We start from the raw sequence: 20,194 nt of genomic DNA, 5'->3' as shown, positions 1-20,194 counted from the left end.
ATCGTCTGCCGCATGGCCTCGTCAACGCCCGGTGAATCGGCGGGATTCCTGGGCGAATTGGCCGATACCGGCTTGCGTGCCGGTATCGGCTATCCCTGTTTTCAGGTGGACTTGTTTATCCGTATATCTCAATGGAGTCGACGCTGGCCGTGGGGCGGGCATGCGCGCGTTTCTCAGGTTGTGGAGTGAAGGGTTATGGCACGCAAACGTGAGTCGGAAGGAGCGCGGGGGTTCAGCGTCCGCGAAATCAAGTATCTGCAGTCGCTGCCGGCGGTCGAGCATGTGACGCGGACCCGCATCGAATACACGGAAGGCTTCAAGGTCGACTGTCTGCGCCGGTACATGGCGGGCGAATCCCCGGCGAAGATCTTCCGCCGCGCCGGGCTCGACTCGCAGCTCATCGGCTATAAGCGCATCGAACGCTGCATCGCCCGTTGGAAGAAGATGTACCACCTCGACGACGTCCGCCGCCCGTCCGGCCGGTCCGCCGGCGCCCAGACCCAGCCCGCCGACCTTGCCGCCGCCGACTCTGCCGCCGGTCCCGCAACCGGCGAAACCCCGCAGGACTCCGCCGTCGTGCAGTCCGCCGCACCGGGCAAGACCGCCGTCGACGTCGGGCACATTGTGCGCGCCGGAACCGACGCCTCCGCCGCCGCGTCCCCGGCGGATGCCGACCCCGCCGCTGCTTGCGACGCGACCGACTCCACCTCCGCCAGCCCCGCAACTGCGCCCGCCGCCGCAATGGCAGCCCCGACCGCCTCGCCGACCGCGGACCACGCGCCGTCCTCAACGGCCGCCGGCCAAACCGATGGTGCGGACCATGCGGAGAACGCTCCTGCCGCACTCGATCCCGCCTCCGCCGCCGCGCCCGACCCCGAGGCCGGCGCCTTCGACGTGCCGGAGTCGGAGCGCTGGGTCGCGCCCGTCGACCCGCTGTCGTTCGACCTCGACGACGGCACCTATGCGGATCTGCGCTACGCGTACCCCACGCCGCGGTCGACTCGCGGCGACCACCGCAGCGACGACATCTACCAGCTCATCATCATGCAGCAGGCCCGCCGTATCGAACGCCTCGAGCATGAGGTCAACGGCCTGAACGACCGGCTGCGCCATGCCTCCCAGCAGATTCAGGAACTCACCAAGGCGTGAGCGCGCCGTCATCGGCGTGGCTCGTCGCGTGGTGCCGGCGTTTGCGTCGCCGCTGCCTGACGTGCGTGCGGCTCGTCGTGTGATGCGTCGTCTTAACATTGTCGCCGCTGTCCATGCGCGGCCGGCTGCCCGGCTGTTGCCCGGCCGTTTGACCTGCCTGCGTCCTCGATTGATGCGGTATGGGGGATAAGCCGAAGCACGGCACGGGCGAGACAGGCCGGATTGCAGCCTGTGACCGCTTATTTGTCCACCTGCTCAGCGCAGCAGCGCCGGCAGCACATCGGCGATGTCCGCCGCGATCTGGATCGCCGATACCGGCGCATGCGTCGGCGACCCCGGCATCGGCCGCGTCGTGGTCGGGTCCATGTTCAGCCGGATAAGCCGCGCCGATGATGACGCGGTCGGCGTCGGCGAGCAGATCGCGGGCGCTGCGCAGCGGGTCGGTTGCGGTGTGACGGGTGTACGGGGCATTGCCGGAATCGGCCGGCCCTGCCGGGTTTGCGGGGCCGGGTGCGTCTGAATCGGCCGAGTCGGTTGGGTTGACTGAGTTGGTTGAAATGACTGAACTGGTTGAATCGGCTGAGGTTGAGTCGGACGTGTCGGGTAAGGCCGACGAGTCGGGCAAAGACACATTGTGCGCATGGCGGATGGCGGCATCGGAACCAGGGGAGTCGGGCGCGGGCGGCACGTGGCCGCCGCCCGCACCGCGCGCCGGCGCGCCGAACAGCCGCCGGTACAGCGCCTCGTCGCGCTCCGTGAACGTGACGAACACCACCCGCATCGGCGTATCGGCATGCCGGTCCAGCCAGTCGCGCACCGTGGCGGCCGCGATGTCCGCGGCCTGGTCCTGCGGGAACCCGAACACGCCGGTGCTGATGCAGCACAGCCCGATGCTCCTGTCGCCGGCCCGCGCCGCCGCGTCGAGGCAGCTGCGATAACACGACGCGAGCTGGTCGCGGTGCTCGTCGGTCGGCCGCCCGTTCGCGATCGGCCCGACCGTGTGGACGACGTGCCGGGCCGGCAGGTCGTACGCGTCGGTGACCATCGCGCGCCCGGTCGGTTCGGGCGCCCAGTTGCGGCCCGCCATGTAGCGCGCGCACTCGTCGCGCAGCCGGATGCCGGCGAAGGTGTGGATCGCGTTGTCGATGCACGAGTGCAGCGGCGACCAGCAGCCGGTCATGCCGCTGTTCGCCGCGTTGACGATGGCGTCCGCGGCGAGCGTGGTGATGTCGCCGCGCCAGACCGCGATGCGCGGGTCGGCCGGTGTAACGGGAATGGTGGCGACGTCGGTGATGCCGTGATTGGCGATGAGGTCGCGCAGCAGCCGGTCCTGCGCGTCCGTGAAGCCGTCCGGCGGCGTGGCCGGCTCGCGGGTGTTGACCAGCGCGCGCAGCCGGTGCCACTGCTGCGCGAAGGTGCGCCCGGTGGGGTCGTCGGGGCCGAAGGTCGCCGCGGCGTCCGGTCGATCCGCCGTCGATGCGGGGAAGGGGAGCGGCCGGCAGGCGTCCGTGCGTTCGCGTGTGAGCTGGTTGACCAGTCGCGCACATAGTGCCAGTCGTTCGTCTGTGGTCATCGTGGTCATCGCGCCGTCGCCTGCCTTTGCTGCCGGTGTGGGGTTGCCTGGAGTGATGTAACAAAATATATTGCAACAAAGTGGCAGTGTCAATGCCATGATCGCCGTATGGTTTGTATGTTTCGGTCTGTATAATGCAGTGTGTTCGATACGGAACCGATATACAGACGAAGACCTATACAAGGATGTTAAAGCCATGAACAGACCGCTGAGAAGAAGCTCGATCATAGCGGTCACCGATGGCGACGGGTCGAACCGGTACCTGCTGTACCACGACGCGAACTGGGGTTGCGACTTCTTCCCGAACCGCGCGGCGACCGGCGACGTGGAGGCCGACATGGCGAACGCCGCCCGCTACCTGACCGTCGAATTCGGCATCCCCGAGTCCGACGTCGAGCTCAAACCGGTGGGCATGGCGGAAAGCACCAAATATTCGACCGAACACCACGAACAGCGCGACTACGTCTATCAGCTGTACCGCGCCAGCCTGCGCGCCGTTCCGGACGGGTGGCGGGGCGATCGGTTCTCGGTCCGCGGCAAGGACTGCCGCTGGATGACGCTCGACGAGATGCTCGCCGACGGGCGGATCAACGAGATCAACCACGACGTGGTCGCGCTGGTCAGGCAGTCCGCGTAGCTCGTCCGAGCCAAGGGGCGAAAGTTTCCGCCGCGTTCACCGCAACCACGCCCGGGTGGGGGATACTGGAAGATATGGAACCCATGCAGACGCAATCGACGGCGGAACCCACGCGCACCGAAACGACCCCGGGCATGCCGGCGGTCGAGATCCCGCGGGGCACGGTCGTGCTCGCGGCGACCCCCATAGGCAACACGGCCGACGCGTCGGCCCGGCTCGTGGCGCTGCTCGAGCACGCCGACATCGTGGCCGCGGAGGACACGCGGCGGCTGTACGCGCTCGCGAACCGGCTCGGCGTGCACGTCGGCGGCAGCGTCGTCGCCTACCACGACCACAACGAGCGTGAGAAGGCCGACGGCCTGCTCGACCGCGTCGAGGCCGGAGCCACCGTGCTCGTCGTCTCCGACGCCGGCATGCCGACGATCAACGACCCGGGACTGACCGTGGTCCGCCGCGCCATCGAACGCGGGCTGCCCGTCACCTGCGCGCCCGGCCCGTCCGCCGTGCTCGACGCGCTCGCGCTGTCCGGACTGCCGACCGACCGGTTCTGCTACGAGGGGTTCCTGCCGCGCAAGCACGCCGAACGCATGCAGTACCTGCGCGCCATGCGCGGGGAGCGCCGCACGATGGTGTTCTACGAGACGCTGCACCGCATCGCCGAGTCGATGGACGACCTGCTGGAGGCGTTCGGCCCCGACCGCCGCATGGCGCTGTGCCGCGAGCTGACCAAGGACTACGAGCAGGTGCGGCGCGGCACCATCGCCGAGATCCGCGACGGCGTCGCGGCCGACCCTCCGCGTGGCGAGATGGTGCTGGTCGTCGCCGGCGCGTCCGACGAGGAGGCGCAGGCCGCCGCACCGGCCGCGCTGTCCGTCGAGGACCTGGCCGTGCTTGCCGTCGACCGCGCCCGCGAGGACGGGCTGCGCGTCAAGGACGCCATCGCGCAGGTCGTCGAGGAACATCCGATGGCCGACGGCACGCTCGCCAACCGCAAGCAGGTCTACGCCGCCGTGCTCGAGATGCGCTCCTGACCGCGGGGCGGCCGCCCCTCCATCGAATCGAACAGGATCTGCAGCGACTCCCTGACGTACGGTCCGCCCGCCTGCGACACGAACTCCAGCAGCGCCGCGTCCGCCGCGGGGTTCGCGACGATCCAGCGGCGCAGCCCCGGCTCGTCGCGCGCGATCCGCCAGAGCACGTCCCGCGGGGTCATGGGGTCGCAGGCCATAGCCGGCGTCGGCTGCAGCGGCGGCGCCGGCGGCTCGGCCGGAACCGGAGCGGCGCCGCCTGGCCTGGCCCCGGCTCGCGTGACCGTTCGCGATTCCCCGCCCGTCCCCGGTGGCGCGCGCCAGCGGAGCGCGGCCAGCCGGTGCTCCGGCGACGGTTGCGCATCCTGCCGTTTCGGCGGCAACCGCACCGCCCGCCGCAACGTCGACCGTATGCGCGATCGTCGGCCGTTGCCGTCGCCATCGCTGTCGACGTCGCCACGCCGTCGTCGTATCGTCATGTTCACCCCCTCTCGGATGCGATGCCGCAGGAGCTCCCGGTGCGCGTCGCCCGCCACCCGCCGCGCCCGCGGGGCCCTAGAAGCAATGCTGGATGTATTCGAAGAACGCCCTGGCGCGCGGCGCGTTCTGCCAGTACCGGTTGCGTTCGAGGATCTCCAGGCAGTCCGCCGGCCGGAAGTGGTGCGTCTCCATCAGCGAGCACACCATCTCGTTGGCCTCGTGGCGCGACAGCTCGTCCAGCGGCAGCAGCGCGAGGTCGCAGGCCGTGCGCGCCGGGCTCGTGACCTGCAGCGGCCCGAGCCTGGACAGGTGCGCGGGCGGCGCCTTGCGGTTGAAGACCCTGATCTTCCGTCCGAACACCAGCGCGCGGTAGTGCGAGGCGGAGATCACGTCGACCGTGTCGGGGAACTCGCCGCCCAGCCATACCCAGACCGCGGTGAGCGCGCAGGCGATGGTGCCGAACGGGATGACCTTGGCGGCGACCATGGCCCTGCCGTACAGCGTCAGCGCGTCCTCGGCGCGGTAGGCGGTGGCGGCGTCGAGCTTGTGGATGACGCCGAGCTCGGACAGCCGGTTCAGGCTCAGCGGTCCGGGCAGCTGATCGGCCTTAATCAGCGGGTCGGACGGCGTCGTTGTCGTGTCGTGTGGCATGCGCCGACCGTATCGCGATTCGGCGCCGTCCGCCCGTCGCCGGCGAAAATTTGTGGATATGTGGAGCGGGCGCCGCCGGGCCGCGGCGAATGTGGATAAATCGGCGGCGAGGCGCGCCCGCCGCCCGCCGCCGCTGTCCCCGCTGGGCCTGATAATCGGGCTATGACTCATGTTTTGGTGAATGTTGCCTGGCCGTATGCGAACGGCCCCCGTCACGTCGGCCACGTCGCCGGCTTCGGCGTCCCCTCGGACGTGTATGCGCGCTACGAGCGCATGAAGGGCAACGACGTGCTTATGGTGTCGGGCACCGACGAACACGGCACCCCGATCCTCGTCGAGGCGGAGAAGGAGGGCGTGACCGCGCAGGAGCTCGCGGACCGGTACAACCGCGTCATCGCCAAGGACCTGTGCGACCTCGGGCTGAGCTACGACCTGTTCACCCGCACCACCACCGGCAACCACGAGCATGTGGTGCAGGAGCTGTTCCGGCAGTGCCTGAAGAACGGCTACATCTACAAGGGCACGCAGAAGGTCGCCATCAGCCCGTCGACCGGCCGCACGCTGCCCGACCGCTACATCGAGGGCGAGTGCCCGATCTGCCACACCGACGGCGCGCGCGGCGACCAGTGCGACGCCTGCGGCAACGAGCTCGACCCGGACGAGCTGATCAACCCGGTCTCGAAGATCAACGGCGAGACCCCGCGCTTCGAGGAGACAGAGCACTTCTTCCTCGACCTTCCCGCGCTCGCCGAGGCGAATCTCGCCTGGCTGAAGACGCGCACGGACTGGCGCACCAACGTCATCAACTTCTCGATCGGCCTGTTCAAGGAAGTCAAGCCGCGCGCCATCACCCGCGACATCGACTGGGGCATCCCAGTGCCGGTCGACGGCTGGATCGACAACCCGAACAAGCGCCTCTACGTGTGGTTCGACGCGGTGATCGGCTACCTGTCGGCATCGATCGAGTGGGCGCGCCGCTTCGGCGAGACCCCCGACGACTGGCGCAAGTGGTGGAACGACCCGGCGACGCCCGGCTACTACTTCATGGGCAAGGACAACATCACGTTCCACTCCCAGATCTGGCCCTCCGAGATGCTTGCCTACAACGGGCAGGGCTCCAAGGGCGGCGAGGTCGGCGAGCTCGGCCCGCTCAACATGCCCGAGCAGGTGGTCTCCAGCGAGTACATGACGATGGAGGGCCGCAAGTTCAGCTCGTCGCGCGGCATCGTCATCTACGTCAAGGACCTGCTGGCCCGCTACCCCGTGGACGCGGTGCGCTACTACATCTCGGTCGCCGGGCCGGAGACCTCCGACGCGGACTTCACGTGGGCCGAGTTCGTGCGCCACAACAACGAGGAGCTGGCCGCCAGCTGGGGCAACCTGGTCAACCGCGTCGCCAACCTGATGTACAAGAACTTCGGCGAGATCCCCGCGCTCGACGAGTCGCGCATGACCGACGAGGACCGCGCGCTGCTCGAGGAGTCCAAGGCCGCGTTCGCCACGGTCGGCGACCTGATCGAACGCCACCGTCAGAAGAACGCGCTGTCCGAGGCGATGCGCGTGGTCGGCGACATCAACAAGTACATCTCCGCCACCGAACCGTGGAAGATCAAGGACGACCCGGCCCGCCTCGGCACCGTGCTGCACGTCGCCGCGCAGGCCGTGGCCGACGCGAACCACCTGCTCGCGCCGTTCCTGCCGCATTCCGCGCAGAAGGTGTGGGAGGCGCTCGGCGGCACGGGCGTGTTCTCGCCGCTGCCGCGCCTCGAGGAGGTCGAGGACCTCGACAAGCCGGGCTTCATCTACCCGATCATCACCGGCGACTACCGGCTCGGCGAGACCGTGCACCCGTGGCGGAGCGAGCCGATCGCCGCCGGCACGCCGATCGCCAAGCCGACCCCGATCTTCGCGAAGATCCCGAAGGAGGCCGTCGAGGAGGAGCTGCAGCGCTTCGAGGCCGACCAGGCCGCCCGCCGCGAGGCCGAGGCGCAGCGCCTGGCCGCGGCGAAGTCGAAGCTCGAGGGCTGAGGGCGGTGGGCAAAGCGACGTGAGCCGTCGCGTGCACGATGACGGAAGCCGCGCACCCCGGGGGATCCGGGATGCGCGGCTTCCGCGTAGAGGAAAGAAGGAAGGAAAGAACAGGATCAGTACTTGTACAGCTTGAGCAGACGGGCCTCGGGCATCGGGCCGAACTCGATGCTCATCTTCTCGTCGCCGTTGAGCACGCGCGAGGTGACGAACCTGCCGTCGACGATCGTGCCCTCCTGGTAGGAGACGACGCCCACCTTGCTGTTTTCGCCGATCTTGGCGGAGAAGTTCATCGAGCACATCATGCCGACCATCAGCAGCGTGTCGTCGTCAAGCTCGAACAGGGCGCCGGAGGCCAGCGGCTGCGACTCTGCCTTGGGGGAGAACGCGACCTTGAGGTCGTAGTTCTTCAGCTGGAAGTAGCGGCCGAAATCCGTCTCGCTCTCGCGGACCCAGCTGTGCAGGCGGTCGGTGCCCCGGTATTCGAGCAGCAGCGGCTTCATGCCCTGGATCAGCTCGTAGACGCGCGACAGGTACGGCTTGCTGTTCGTGATGTCGAAGGACGACGGGTCGATGTTCAGGGCGATCATCACGCTCATCGGCGGCTTCGGAATCGAATTGGGGTCGAGCGCAAGCTGTTCGATGCCGAATGGCGAGTAGCCGATCGCGTTGTATTTGGTGAACGCATGCAGGGCGTACGACGCGGTCTGCGCGTCCTTGCGGACCTCCGGCACGAACAGCGGGTTGCCCTCGTAGCTGTAGTCGTTCATCGCCTTGGCGATGGTGGGCACGTAGATGTCCGGGGCGAGCGTGAACAGCGACGGCGCCATGGCCTTCCAGACGCGGTGCGTCGGGGTGGACGGACCGCCCGCCGGGTAGGAGCCCGGATTCCACGGATACTGATACAGCCAGGAGTTCGCATAGGCCGGGATTGGATGCCTGGCCATGCCCCCCGCGGTGATACGCTCCACATCCTTGGCGTAGTGGTAGGCCATGAAGTTCTCGCCGTCGTGGCCCGGGAACTCGTCGGCCCACGGAGTGCCGGCTGCGACTCCGAGCCGTTCCGCGAGATCGGCTGGGATGCCTTGGGCGAACAGCGCGTTGGCCATATCCGAATAGTCGCGGTCGGAACCGAGCAGACCGATTTCGTTCTCGACCTGCATGAAGATGAACGTGGTCTGGTCATGGTCGAGCTCGGCGATATGCTCCATGAGCCTGGCGTATGCGTTCGCGTCCTTCTCCACGGCGGCCTCGCACAGCGGGGAGATCGAATCGAGCGGTTCGCCGTTGACCTTGCGGGCGCGGAAGTAGGTGTCGGTGTCCGTCTTCATCCAGCCGGGGACGTACATGGACTCGGCGTTCTTCCACAGACCGAACCACAGGCCGATGATCTTGGTGTTGTGCTCGCGGGCCTGTCTGGTGATGCCGTCGACCAGCGTGAAGTCGAACGTGCCCTCCTCGGGTTCGATCTGTTCCCAGTACAGCGGAATCACCAGCGAGTTGACGTGCATGCCCTCGAGATTCGGCCAGACGTTCTGCTCCATGTACTCCAGGCTCGCCGCCGACGAGTTCTGCAGTTCGCCCGCGGTGGCCAGGAACGGTTCGCCGTCCACGAACAGCGTGGGGATCCCGTTGACGTCTTCGATGTGCGGAATGGGTTCCATTGTTCCTCCTTTGGAATCGGTCACCCTCAGTACACCGTGGTTTGTCGGGATTGTCTATCGCAAAAATGAAATATCTATAGCTTAAAATTAAGAAACAAGTGGAAAAATTGTAAAGATTGTCGTGGCTAGTGTGTTTGCCGGTATTTTGCCGGTGTATCTCCGGTATATTTTCTGAACACCGAGCAGAAGTGGCTCGCCGAGCGGAACCCGCAATCCGCCGCGATGTCGCCGATCGGTTTGTCGGGGAACTGCAGCAGCTGCAGCCGGGCGTTGACGACGCGGGTGATGGTCAGGAAGTGGTGCACGGTCTGCCCGACGTTCTTCTTGAACAGGCCGCAGAGATATTCGTTGGACACGCCGGCCTCGGCGGCGATGTCCCCTATGGGGAGCGGCTCCATGTAACGTCGCTCGATTGTGGCGATGGCCCGGTCGACGATCGGATTGGAGTTGTAGACGCCGATGTGCTCGATGTGCTTGATGCGCTCCGACAGCCCCAGCAGCAGATGGAAGCATGCGGCGGCGATGCCGTTGTGGTCCTGGCGGTCGCGCATATAGAGGTGAAGCATGTCGGCGATGCGGTCGCGGAAGAAGTCCGGGTCGGAAAAGTAGTACGCGCCTGAGTCGTACATGCCCAGATTCATGAGCAGGTTGGCGCACAGCGGTCCCTTGAACCCCACGAAGTGCACCGTCCAGTCGTCGCTGAGCGGCTGATAGGTGTGCGTGACGTGGGGGTGCAGCAGAAAGCCCTGCTTCTCGCGGATGATCATGCGCTGGTCGTCGACGGTCAGCGAGCCGCTGCCGCGTTCGCAGTAGAACCACTGGTACAGGGGCATGCCGCGGGGGCGGTCGATGGGTTCCTGTTCGTGGTCGTATCCAAGGAGGTTCACCTCAAGCGGCATGGCGTCTTTGCCGCGCTTGCGGTTGCTGAGTGTAATAATCACAATATCTCCACAAAAAAATTAATTTTTCGCAATCGATATTATTTTACTGAGATAGACGAAGGATGTCTACGGCGCTGTAATGAGAAGTGTTCAAACCAATCAGGAGTTTGAGGCCTTACGGCGATCCGTCGACGCGACGGGTCGCCGGCCGCCAATGAAGCGGATTAATTGTCGAAGGAGATAGTATGGCTGCTGCTTCCCGTAGCGTGACGTCGAAGTACTTGCCCCGCATCGGTTATATGTCGGCCGAGATGGGTACGACGTTCAGTTTCTATATGATCAGTTCGTTCCTGAGTGTGTTCTACACGGATGCGGTGGGGTTGACGCCGATGGTGGTGAGCACGCTGATGTTGGTGGTGCGTGTGATCGACGCGGTGGCGGCGCCGATCATGGGCGGCATCATCGACGGCACGCGCAGCAAGTGGGGCCGTTGCCGTCCGTGGCTGCTGTGGGGGCTGCCGTTCCTGGTGCTGCTGTCGATTCTGACGTTCTCGAACTTTGACTTCAGCGGCGCGGGCAAGGTGATGTACGCGTACATCACCTACATCGGTCTTGAACTCGCCTACACCTTGGTCGACACATCCAAGGCCGCGTTGGTGAACACGATCACCGCGGACGGCCAGGAGCGTGTGGTGCTCAATTCGTGGCGTTCCGCCGGCGGCTCGATCATCAACATCGTGCTTTCGGCGATCACGATGCCGATCATCCTGCTGCTGGGCAACGATTCCGGCGCGTACCAGATCACCAACATCATCTACATCATCGTGTGTATCCCGCTGATCCTGTGCGGCTTCTTCTTCTGCAAGGAGACCGTCGTCGACGCCACCACCAGCGGCGAGAAGGTCAAGTTCACCGAATCGCTGGGCTCCCTGCTGAAGAACCCGATGCTGCTGTGCCTGTTCCTGTCGAGCGTGCTGGGCGTCGCCGCGTCCCTGTCCCGTATCGGCACGCAGGTGTATTACTACCAGCATTCGCTGCAGCGCGCCGACCTGGTGGGCACGATCATGGTCGCCTATCAGGTGGGCCAGTTCCTCGTGCCGTTCGTCGTGCCGACGGTGCTGCGGTTCCTCGGCAAGAAGATGGGCATGATCGTCGCGAACCTGCTGGACGGCGTCGCGCTGCTGTTCCTGTTCCTGCTGGGGCCGGACGCGAATCCTGTCGCCGTGATTGCGGGCACGTTCTTCGTTGGTTTCTTTGCGATGAGCGCATTGATGAGCTTCTCTGCGACGTCGGACTGCATCGAGTACGGCTACTTCCGCAACGGCAAGCGCACGCCGGGCGCCTCGGTGGGTGTGATGACGATGAGCGTGAAGCTCGGTCTGGCCATCGGCGGTTGGCTCGGCTTGTTCCTGCTCGGCCTGTTCGGCTACCAGCAGGGCGTGGTCGTGGACGACGGCATGCGTGAGAGCATCAACTTCGTGGTCAACGCGGTGCCCGCCATCCTGACCTTCCTGAGTGTGCTCCCGATGATTCCGTATACCTTGACCAACAAGCGCATGAAGGAGATCAGCGCCGCCAACGCCGAGACCGACGCCAAGCTCGCTTCCCAGGCGGCTGGAGAGGTCGAGGCTGCCGAATAAGCGGTAGGTCGGACGATCGGGCCGCCCGCGGCATGGGGCGGCCCGATCGTCCGGGGTCGGCTGTGACGCGACGGGGAGTCGCGGCTGTGAAAGATCGCCGGGTTCATCGATGAGTCAATCGGCAAGGTGGCCGATGCGACGTCCTGCAATTGAAATCGCCCACCGCGAATCGTTCATCGCCGTCAAGGGCGATTGTTCGGTTCCTGGCGTTCATGTGAAAGGAGCGCGGCAATGGTCGCTGCGACAAGTGTGAAGTCGAAGTATCTGACCCGCTTCGGTTATATGTCGGCCGAGATGGGTACGACGTTCAGTTTCTATATGATCAGTTCGTTCCTGAGCGTGTTCTACACGGACGCGGTCGGACTGACCCCTATGGCGGTGAGCACGCTGATGCTGGTGGTCCGCGTGATCGACGCGGTGGCGGCGCCGATCATGGGCGGCATCATCGACGGCACGCGCAGCCGCTGGGGTCGTGCCAGGCCGTGGCTGCTGTGGGGTCTGCCGTTCCTGGTGCTGCTTTCCATCCTGACGTTCTCCGACTTCGATTTCTCGGGCACCGGCAAGGTCATGTACGCGTACATCACCTACATCGGCCTTGAGTTCGCCTACACCCTCGTCGATACGTCGAAGGCGGCTCTGGTGAACACGATCACCGCGGACGGTGACGAGCGAGTGATCCTGAATTCGTGGCGTTCCGCGGGCGCCGCGATCATCAACATCGTGCTTTCGGCGATCACGATGCCGATTATCCTGTTCCTCGGCAACGACTCCGGCGCCTACCAGATCACCAACATCATCTACATCATCGTGTGCATCCCGCTGATCCTGTGCAGCTTCCTGTTCTGCAAGGAGACGGTGGTCAACGTCAACGTGTTCGACAAACCCGTCAGGTTCTCCGAGTCGTTGGGCTCCCTGCTGAAGAACCCGATGCTGCTCCTGCTGGTGGTGTCGAGCATGCTGGGCACGGCCGCGTCGTTGACCCGCATCGGCACGCAGGTGTACTACTATCAGCATTCGCTGCAGCGCGCCGACCTCGCCGGCACGATCATGGTCGCCTATCAGGTGGGCCAGTTCCTCGTGCCGTTCGTCGTGCCTGTGCTGATCAAGGTCGCGGGCAAGAAGATGAGCATGATCGTCACGAACCTGTTGGACGGCGCTGCGCTGCTGTTCCTGTTCCTGCTGGGGCCGGACGCGGATCCGATTCTGGTGGTCGTCGGCTCGTTCTTCGTCGGCTTCTTCGCGATGACGGCGCTGATCATGTTCTCCGCGACGTCGGACTGCGTCGAGTACGGCTACTGGCGTAACGGCCAGCGTATGCCGGGCGCCTCCGTGGGCGTGATGACGATGAGCATCAAACTGGGCCTGGCCATCGGCGGATCGCTCGGCCTGTTCCTGCTCGGCCTGTTCGGCTACCGGCAAGGCGTGGTCGTGGACGAGACCATGCGTGAGAACATCAACTTCGTGGTCAACGCGGTGCCTGCGATCCTCACGTTCCTGTGCGTGCTCCCGCTGATCCCGTACAAGCTGACCAACAAGCGCATGAAGGAGATCAACGCGGCCAACGCCGAAACCGACGCCAGGCTCGCCGAACGGGCAAAGTAGGACCAACGCGTCTCTGCTGCGCCCGTTGTGTAGGGTGGCGATGCCATCGACGAACGTATCGAGCATCTGACGGTAAGCGGTGCCGATGCCTGAATCTGGCTGTGGATTTTGGTCGGTATCGTATGCGCTCTGCCGGCTCCGCGCGCTGCGGTTCCGCGTTCCGGTCGGTTCGGTCTGTCGGGCGCGGGTATGTGTTTGGTGCGTAGCCGTCGTAACGTCCGGTCGATGCCGTGCACGACGTGTGGGCTGCTGCATCGGCGTCGGCGAAGATCGATGCTTCGATCGCGACGGCCGCATCTTTGGTGCCGCCCGGTTCCAGGAAGGGCGGCGTCTGACGGGATGTTGGCGTCCATGCACGGAAAGCGGGGTTTGCCGTAGCTCGGTCCGAGTCGGACGAGCGGGTTCGTTTGCGTGAAAGTCGCTGTGTCGGTGCGTATTTTGCAAGCCCGTCACATTCCTCTCAGAGTTCTTTGAGGAACACGCAGAGACTCCTTCAAGCAAGGGGCGGTTATATAGGGATTGTCAGCAGAACGAAGCCGCTGGCGAGGTTCCTGGCGGAACCCCATAACTGAACCCTTCTTCTCTCTTCTCTCTCACCCGGCGGCACCCCCGCCGGGTTTCTCTTTTTCTTGTACTGTTCTTGTGCTGTTCGTGTTCGGCGCGAACCGGCGCGCGCGGTGGCCGATGCCGTGGCGGAGGGCCGCTGGTTTACCGTTATCTGCAAGGTATGCGCCGGCGATGCGCAGGAGGTCGTGCCTTAGGACGCTTGGCATGCGCATCGGTGCGCCGATGCGTCCGGGAGGGCTTGTCACGGCGCAGTGCCGTGAATCGGGGAGCGGGCGCGTTGGAAGTGGGGCACGTCGATGGCGGGGCGCTGGCGGGCAATCGGCGTTATCTGGGGTAGATCTGCGGTGTTGCGAACATCCAACTGGATTACGTGAGGCGGCCGGTCGCGGTGCCTCGCAGTATCGGCCGCGGAATGACGCGGCTCCTACTTCGGGTGTTGGCGGATGGATGCCTCACGTAGTCCAGATGGATGTCTGCAGGGTGCTGAATCCGCTACAGATAGTGAAGATGATGGGATCTCGGACCGCTCCGGTCCGGCGATGGGGCGTCGAACCGCCGTCCTGGGGCCGATCGGCTATGCCTGCATTCCCGTCGACCCCGTGTCCATGATGCACCCCGGTCAGCGTCACGCCGCAGATGGGCAATCATGCGGTCGGACTCGCGTCCATGGCGCGCCCGGGCGGCGGTTGTTGTGCAACTCCGATGATTCTTTCGGGTTCCTTTGAGCGACATGCGGAGGATTCTCCAAGCATGCGGCGGTTGTATAGAAGCTGTCAACGGAACACCACCGCTGGCGAGGTTCCCGGCGGAACCCCATAACTGAACCCCTTCTTCTCTTCTCTCTTCTCTCGCCCGGCGGCACCCACCGCCGGGTTCTCTTTTCTTAGGTGCAATCGGTCCCGCGGAATGCAAGTGATTGGGGTGGGCGGTTCCGTGGGACGCGAGCGATTCCGTGGGATGCAATCGGTTCCATGGGACGCAAGCGGTTCCGTGGCCTACGACCGGCTGCGGTCCGCAATCGAATCCGTGCCGCGAGGCGGGCCTTTGCCCGCCGTCGCGTACGGACACATTGTGCCAATGGATTTCGGAGACTTGCGAATCACGGGACGGCCGGCAGCCGTCCACGTTCATAGTCGTGACGGTCGCCCATCGATGCGAGCTGGGCGCTCATGGTCACGTCCCGCTCCGCGCGCGGAGGTAAGCAGGGGCGGAAGATCCTCGGTGATGGTGAACGGCGCCCTGCTCCGCCCTCGCGGAGATAGGCCTGCGAGAGCACGCGGGCCGGGCGCGCCCGCAGCCGCGCCCGGCCCGCACCGTTCCGCGCTCAGATGCGCGCGTACGAGAAGTCGCGGATCGAGTCCAGCACCTGCTGGCTCTCGTCCAGCCAGGTCATGCACACCGGGAACACGTGGCCGAGCGTCTCGGCCGTGTTGGTCTTCCAGTCCTGCAGCTCGAAGTCCGCGCCCTTGCGGGCCAGCGCCGTGGCCAGCCCGAGCGTCTCGGCCTGGATGAAGTCGTCGCTGCTGGTCAGCAGGAACAGCGGCGGCAGGTCCACGTTGGCCACGATGTCGGCGGCCGTCAGGAAGTCCGGGTCGGCGTCCTCGAGCCCGGCGAAGAACGACGGGCTCAGCATGTCCTCGAGCATGGCGCGCTTGGCGGCCTCGTAGCCGGTGCCGCGGCCCGTCGCCTTGCCTGCGGAGGCGAGGCTGTACACGCCGCAGACCAGCGCGCCGCCCTTGAACCCGATGCCGGACGCCTGGTCGATGCCGAACGCGGCGGCGGCCTTCGGGCTGTTCTCGATCGCCAGCGTCAGCAGCGACAGCGCGCCGCCCGCCGAGTCGCCCGTGATGAACACGGAATCCGGGTCGACCGGGTAGTCCTCGAGATGCGCCTTCAGCCAGCGCAGCGCGGCCTGCACGTCGGCCAGCTGGCCCTTGAGGTCGGTCTGCGGGGCCGGGCGGTAGTTCAGCGAGACGACGGCGAAGCCCCGGGCCGCCAGATGCGTGTTGAAGTTGCGGTTGAGCTCCTTGTAGCCGTAGCAGAAGCCGCCGCCGTGGACGTCGACGTACACGGGCGTGGTGCGGCCGCCGCGGACGACGGCCTCGTGCGGCAGGTAGATGTCGAGCAGGTGCCCGCGCACCTGGCCGGCCGCCGTGTCGGTGCCGCCGTCGGGCAGGTAGGCGATGTCGCAGATCGCGTCGACCGTTTCTGGGTCGTGCCAGTAGTCCGTGCGCGGGTGGTCGCACTTCGAGGTCTCGCAGCGCGACTGCAGGATGGGCGCGGCGATGTCGTCCGGCACGGCGGCGAGGTCGCCGTCGATCTCGGTCCAGGCTTCGGCGTCCTTGAGCATCTGCGCGTCGTAGCGGGTGATGTCTCGTGTCATGGTCATGTGGTGGTGCTCCTTTGCTGGGTGGCCGGCGGCTGTCGGCCGGGGGCTGCGGCCGGCGCCGGCGGTGTGTGTGGCCGGTGGCCCTGTGTTCCATTGTGCCCCTGACGCGAACCGGTTTGATAAGGCGTGTTGCGTTGGTGCGCGGCGGCGGGTGCGGGGAGGTGCGGCGGTGTGTGGGAAGGTGGCGGTGCATGGGAAGGCGGCGGTGCATGGGAAGGCGGCGGTGCATGGGAAGGTGGCGGTGCATGGAGAAATGCGCTGTGTGGGTGTGCCGGGGCGAGGTGCGATGGGGCAGGAGGGCGCGAGGCGCGACACGCCGAAGGTGGTCGCGGGGTTTGGGGGATACCTTGCGGGAATCGCGCCATTCCGCCATTCCCCGCGCAGTATCTGCGACCTCTGCGACCGCCTTCGGCGTGTCGGGACCCGCTCGGGCCGGCCGGCGAAACCCCGTCGTCCCCGAACTGAGGGTAAACGATGTACTATAGGGAGGTGCGCGTCAGGGCCGACGAATGCGACGTCGGCCGGAGACCCTGGCGACGGGCGAGATTCGCCGCGGGCGCCACCCGACCGCCATCCAACCATCACCCGACCGCCCCGGCCACCACCCGGCCGTCACCCGACCACCACCCCAACCGAAAGGGACCAGCAATCATGCAGTACCGCAACGTCGGCAAGGCCGGCATCTCCGTCGGCGAAATCGCCCTGGGCAGCTGGATGACCCGCCTGGAGGACACGGCGGCCGTCGAGAACGCCGCGGCGATCGTCCGCGCGGCGTGGGAGTCCGGCGTCAACTTCTTCGACTGCGCCGACGCCTACTCGGGCGGCGACGCCGAGGTCTTCCTCGGCCGCGCGCTCAAGGACTACCCGCGCGACGAGGTCGTCGTCTCCAGCAAGGTGTTCTTCCCGACCGGCCCCGGCGCCAACCAGCACGGCCTGTCGCGCAAGCACATCCTCGCCAACTGCGAGCGCAGCCTGCGCAACCTCGGCATGGACTACATCGACCTGTACTACTGCCACCGCTTCGACCCGTCCACCCCGATGGAGGAGACGCTGCAGGCGCTCAGCGACCTGGTCGACCAGGGCAAGATCCTGTACTACGGCGTCTCCGAGGAGTGGAGCGCCGCGCGTCTCGAGCGCGCCGAACGCATCATCGCCGAGCGCGGCCTGCACCCGCTGAGCGTCGTCCAGCCGCAGTACCACATGATGGACCGCTACATCGAGCATGAGATCGTCGAGACGTGCGAGCGCTACGGCATCGGCATCACGCCGTTCTCGCCGCTGGCGCAGGGCCTGCTGACCGGCAAGTACCGCAAGGGCCGGCCGCTGCCCGCCGGCTCGCGCGCGACCTGGCAGTCGGACCACCAGATCAACGACCTGCTGACCGACGAGAACCTCGACAAGGTGGAGGCGCTGCTCGCCGTGGCCGACGGGCTCGGCCTGCCGATGCCGGTGATGGCGCTCGCCTGGATCCTGCGCCTGCCCTCCGTCAGCTCGGTGATCGTCGGCGCGTCCCGACCGAGCCAGCTGGAGTCGAACCTCGCCGCGTCCGGCGTGGTGCTGCCGGCCGATGCGCTCGCCGAGATCGACCGGATCCTGGGCTTCCGCCGCTTCGAGCGCCACGTCGGCTGACGGCCGGCCGCGGCGGACCGGACGGGCGCCTCGCCTCTGCCTGGGATGAGGCGACGCGTTCGCCCGGCCGCCGTCGCCGCCGTCGTCTTGCCGTCCCGCCGCCGCGGGGCAACACGCCGACACGTAGCGGGGTTGCGGCCTGCGCCGGTCGGTCTAGAATGAACCGCGTTTGCGAATCCGAACAGGGGGTTCGGCCGGGGAGGAAGCCGGCGACGGGACTACTCGAAACACGACGGACGTGAATCGTAGCGGCCGCGCCATGGCCGCAAAACAGAACAACCGAAACCCAACACAAGCAAACAATCCCAGGGTGGCGAGCCGTCGTCGTATCCGTGCCGTGCCGCGGCGCGGGCGTCCGTATGCCCGGCTGGCGCGCCCCGGGATCGACCAACCCAGGAACATGAGGGTTCCCAACCATGTATGTCGATCCGAACCGCAACCAGAATGCCGGCAACTTCCGCTGGATCCTGCCGTATTGCAAGCCCGACCTGCCGCGCGTCGTCGGCGCGGTGCTGCTGTTCATCGTCAACGACACGATGGCGCTGATCATCCCGCTGATCACCGGCGTGATCGTCGACCAGGTCATCACCGGCGGCCGCGCCGACCTGCTCGTGCGGCTGTGCCTGATCATGATCGTGTTCACGCTCGTGCGCGTCGGCTCGCGCTACGGCTACCAGATGTTCATGGAACGCTTCGGCCAGAACACGATCTTCCGCCTCGTCTCCGACGAGTACGAGAAGCTGCACCAGCTGGACTTCACGTACTTCAACCACACGCGCGTCGGCGACATCATGAGCCGCATGACCTCCGACACCGACGCGATGCGCCACTTCCTGTCGTGGGCCACCTACAACATCCTCGACTGCATCGTCATGTTCGTCGGCGCGATCGCCGTGATGTTCGCCATCGACTGGCGCCTGGCGCTCGCCCTGGCCTGCATGACGCCGTTCATCTGGTTCTTCGCCCGGCAGCTGTCGAACCACGCCCGCCCGCTGTTCTTCGACATCCGCAACTCGCTGGCCGCGCTCAACTCGATGGTCGAGGAGAACATCGAGGGCAACCGCGTCGTCAAGGCGTTCGTGCGCGAGGGGTACGAGACCGAGAAGTTCGACGAGCGCAACGCCGACTACATGGACAAGAACATGGCCCAGGCCTACAACTCCCGCCGCTATCTGCCGTGGCTCGACGGCTGCTCGTACTCGCTGCAGCTGATCACGCTCGTCTTCGGCGGCTGGCTGGTCATCAACGGCTACATGACGATCGGCAACCTGGTGAGCTTCAACAGCTTCCTGTGGATGATCGACGGCCCGGTGCGCCAGTTCGGCTGGCTGCTCAACGACCTGCAGCGCTTCAACGCCAGCTGCGTCAAGATCCGCCGCCTGCTGACCGCCAAGTCGCGCATCGTCGAGAAGCCCGACGCGCAGGAGTCCGTCAAGCAGGCCGTCTCGATCCAGAGCCAGGTCGGACAGCGCCACGCCGCCGCCCCCGACCGCATCAGCGGCGAGATCCGCTTCGACCACGTCAGCTTCGCCTTCCCCGACGACCCGGACACCCCGATCCTGCGCGACATCGACTTCGCGATCCCGGCCGGCGCCAAGCTGGGCATCCTGGGCGAGACCGGCTCCGGCAAGTCCACGCTGGTCAACCTCATCTCGCGCTTCTACGACCCGACCGTCGGCCACGTCGTCATCGACGGCATCGACGCGCGCGACTGGCCGCTCGCCACGCTGCGCTCGCAGGTGTGCGTCGTCGCGCAGGACACCTTCCTGTTCTCCGACACGATCGGCGGCAACATCGCGTTCGGCGCGGGCGGCGACCGCGACGAGGGCTACATCCGCCGCATGGCCGCGATCGCCGGCGCCGACGGCTTCATCCGCTCGATGCCCGACGGCTACGACACCGTGGTCGGCGAACGCGGCGTCGGCCTGTCCGGCGGGCAGAAGCAGCGCCTGTCGCTGGCCCGCGCGCTCGCCGACGACCCGGCCATCCTCATCATGGACGACACCACCAGCGCCGTCGACATGGAGACCGAGGCCGAGATCCAGCGGCACCTGCGCGAGATGGGCGGGACGAAGACGATCATCACGATCGCCCACCGCATCTCCTCGGTCAAGGACGCCGACCTGATCCTCGTGCTCGAGCACGGACGGATCGTCGAGCGCGGCGACCACGCCGGCCTGGTCAGGGCGCACGGCCGGTACTGGGAGATCTACCGCAAACAGCTCGGCATGCAGTCCGGGCTCATCCAGGGATTCGACGAGTAAGGAAGCAGGACG

The 20,194-nt window shown here is 66.2% G+C and carries 14 protein-coding genes; 8 read left to right on the top strand and 6 right to left on the bottom strand.

Features of this window, described 5'->3' with window-relative positions:
• Window positions 1-195 precede the first annotated feature (195 nt).
• Window positions 196-1,149, top strand: a complete 954-nt coding sequence (locus KIH73_RS11165; protein WP_219079936.1) for a hypothetical protein — start codon at window positions 196-198, stop codon at window positions 1,147-1,149.
• Here KIH73_RS11165 and KIH73_RS01810 read toward each other — a convergent pair.
• Window positions 1,136-2,821, bottom strand: coding sequence for a protein-ADP-ribose hydrolase (locus KIH73_RS01810; RefSeq protein ID WP_219079934.1), 1,686 nt, complete (start codon window positions 2,819-2,821; stop codon window positions 1,136-1,138). The two genes, KIH73_RS11165 and KIH73_RS01810, sit on opposite strands and share 14 nt — an antisense overlap.
• Window positions 2,822-2,918: 97 nt before the next feature.
• Between KIH73_RS01810 and KIH73_RS01805 the strand changes: the two genes are divergently transcribed.
• On the top strand, window positions 2,919-3,359 hold the full coding sequence (locus tag KIH73_RS01805; protein WP_236022507.1) for a hypothetical protein: 441 nt from the start codon (window positions 2,919-2,921) through the stop codon (window positions 3,357-3,359).
• A gap of 83 nt (window positions 3,360-3,442) precedes the next feature.
• A complete protein-coding gene (gene rsmI / locus KIH73_RS01800) occupies window positions 3,443-4,390 on the top strand; it encodes a 16S rRNA (cytidine(1402)-2'-O)-methyltransferase (RefSeq protein WP_420830206.1) in 948 nt (315 codons plus the stop codon).
• Here the strand turns inward: rsmI and KIH73_RS01795 are convergent.
• Together KIH73_RS01795 and KIH73_RS01790 are read right to left on the bottom strand one after the other, a co-directional pair.
• Window positions 4,360-4,587 carry a variant leucine-rich repeat-containing protein gene (locus KIH73_RS01795; protein WP_219079930.1) on the bottom strand — a complete coding sequence of 76 codons (228 nt, stop codon included), beginning with the start codon at window positions 4,585-4,587 and terminating at the stop codon, window positions 4,360-4,362. The genes rsmI and KIH73_RS01795 overlap by 31 nt on opposite strands.
• 355 nt (window positions 4,588-4,942) lie before the next feature.
• Window positions 4,943-5,518, bottom strand: a complete 576-nt coding sequence (locus tag KIH73_RS01790; protein WP_219079928.1) for a hypothetical protein — start codon at window positions 5,516-5,518, stop codon at window positions 4,943-4,945.
• A gap of 162 nt (window positions 5,519-5,680) precedes the next feature.
• Here KIH73_RS01790 and metG point away from each other — a divergent pair, with 162 nt between their 5' ends.
• Complete coding sequence (gene metG, locus KIH73_RS01785) at window positions 5,681-7,546, top strand: methionine--tRNA ligase (protein WP_219079926.1); 1,866 nt, start codon at window positions 5,681-5,683, stop codon at window positions 7,544-7,546.
• A 116-nt stretch (window positions 7,547-7,662) separates the two neighbouring features.
• Here metG and KIH73_RS01780 read toward each other — a convergent pair whose 3' ends face one another.
• Window positions 7,663-9,210 carry a DUF5597 domain-containing protein gene (locus KIH73_RS01780; RefSeq protein WP_219079924.1) on the bottom strand — a complete coding sequence of 516 codons (1,548 nt, stop codon included), beginning with the start codon at window positions 9,208-9,210 and terminating at the stop codon, window positions 7,663-7,665.
• A 125-nt stretch (window positions 9,211-9,335) separates the two neighbouring features.
• Entirely contained in the window at window positions 9,336-10,151 is an 816-nt protein-coding gene (locus tag KIH73_RS01775) for a helix-turn-helix transcriptional regulator (RefSeq protein WP_219079922.1), read from the bottom strand.
• Window positions 10,152-10,336: 185 nt separating this feature from the next.
• Here KIH73_RS01775 and KIH73_RS01770 point away from each other — a divergent pair, with 185 nt between their 5' ends.
• Together KIH73_RS01770 and KIH73_RS01765 are read left to right on the top strand one after the other, a co-directional pair.
• Window positions 10,337-11,731 (top strand): MFS transporter, encoded by a 1,395-nt coding sequence (locus tag KIH73_RS01770; protein WP_219079920.1) that lies wholly within the window; start codon window positions 10,337-10,339, stop codon window positions 11,729-11,731.
• Between the two features lie 231 nt (window positions 11,732-11,962).
• Window positions 11,963-13,333, top strand: a complete 1,371-nt coding sequence (locus tag KIH73_RS01765) for an MFS transporter (RefSeq protein ID WP_219079918.1) — start codon at window positions 11,963-11,965, stop codon at window positions 13,331-13,333.
• 1,891 nt (window positions 13,334-15,224) lie between these two features.
• Here KIH73_RS01765 and KIH73_RS01760 read toward each other — a convergent pair.
• Window positions 15,225-16,289: an alpha/beta hydrolase gene (locus KIH73_RS01760; RefSeq protein WP_219079916.1), complete on the bottom strand. Its 1,065-nt coding sequence runs from the start codon at window positions 16,287-16,289 to the stop codon at window positions 15,225-15,227.
• Window positions 16,290-16,940: 651 nt separating this feature from the next.
• Here KIH73_RS01760 and KIH73_RS01755 point away from each other — a divergent pair.
• Window positions 16,941-17,918, top strand: coding sequence for an aldo/keto reductase family protein (locus tag KIH73_RS01755; protein ID WP_219079914.1), 978 nt, complete (start codon window positions 16,941-16,943; stop codon window positions 17,916-17,918).
• Window positions 17,919-18,334: 416 nt separating this feature from the next.
• Window positions 18,335-20,182, top strand: coding sequence for an ABC transporter ATP-binding protein (locus tag KIH73_RS01750; protein ID WP_219079912.1), 1,848 nt, complete (start codon window positions 18,335-18,337; stop codon window positions 20,180-20,182).
• Window positions 20,183-20,194 lie beyond the last annotated feature (12 nt).

It is taken from the genome of Bifidobacterium phasiani (assembly GCF_019331775.1).
Classification (GTDB): Bacteria; Actinomycetota; Actinomycetes; order Actinomycetales; family Bifidobacteriaceae; genus Bifidobacterium; species Bifidobacterium phasiani.
This window is presented reverse-complemented; position numbering and strand designations above follow the sequence as displayed.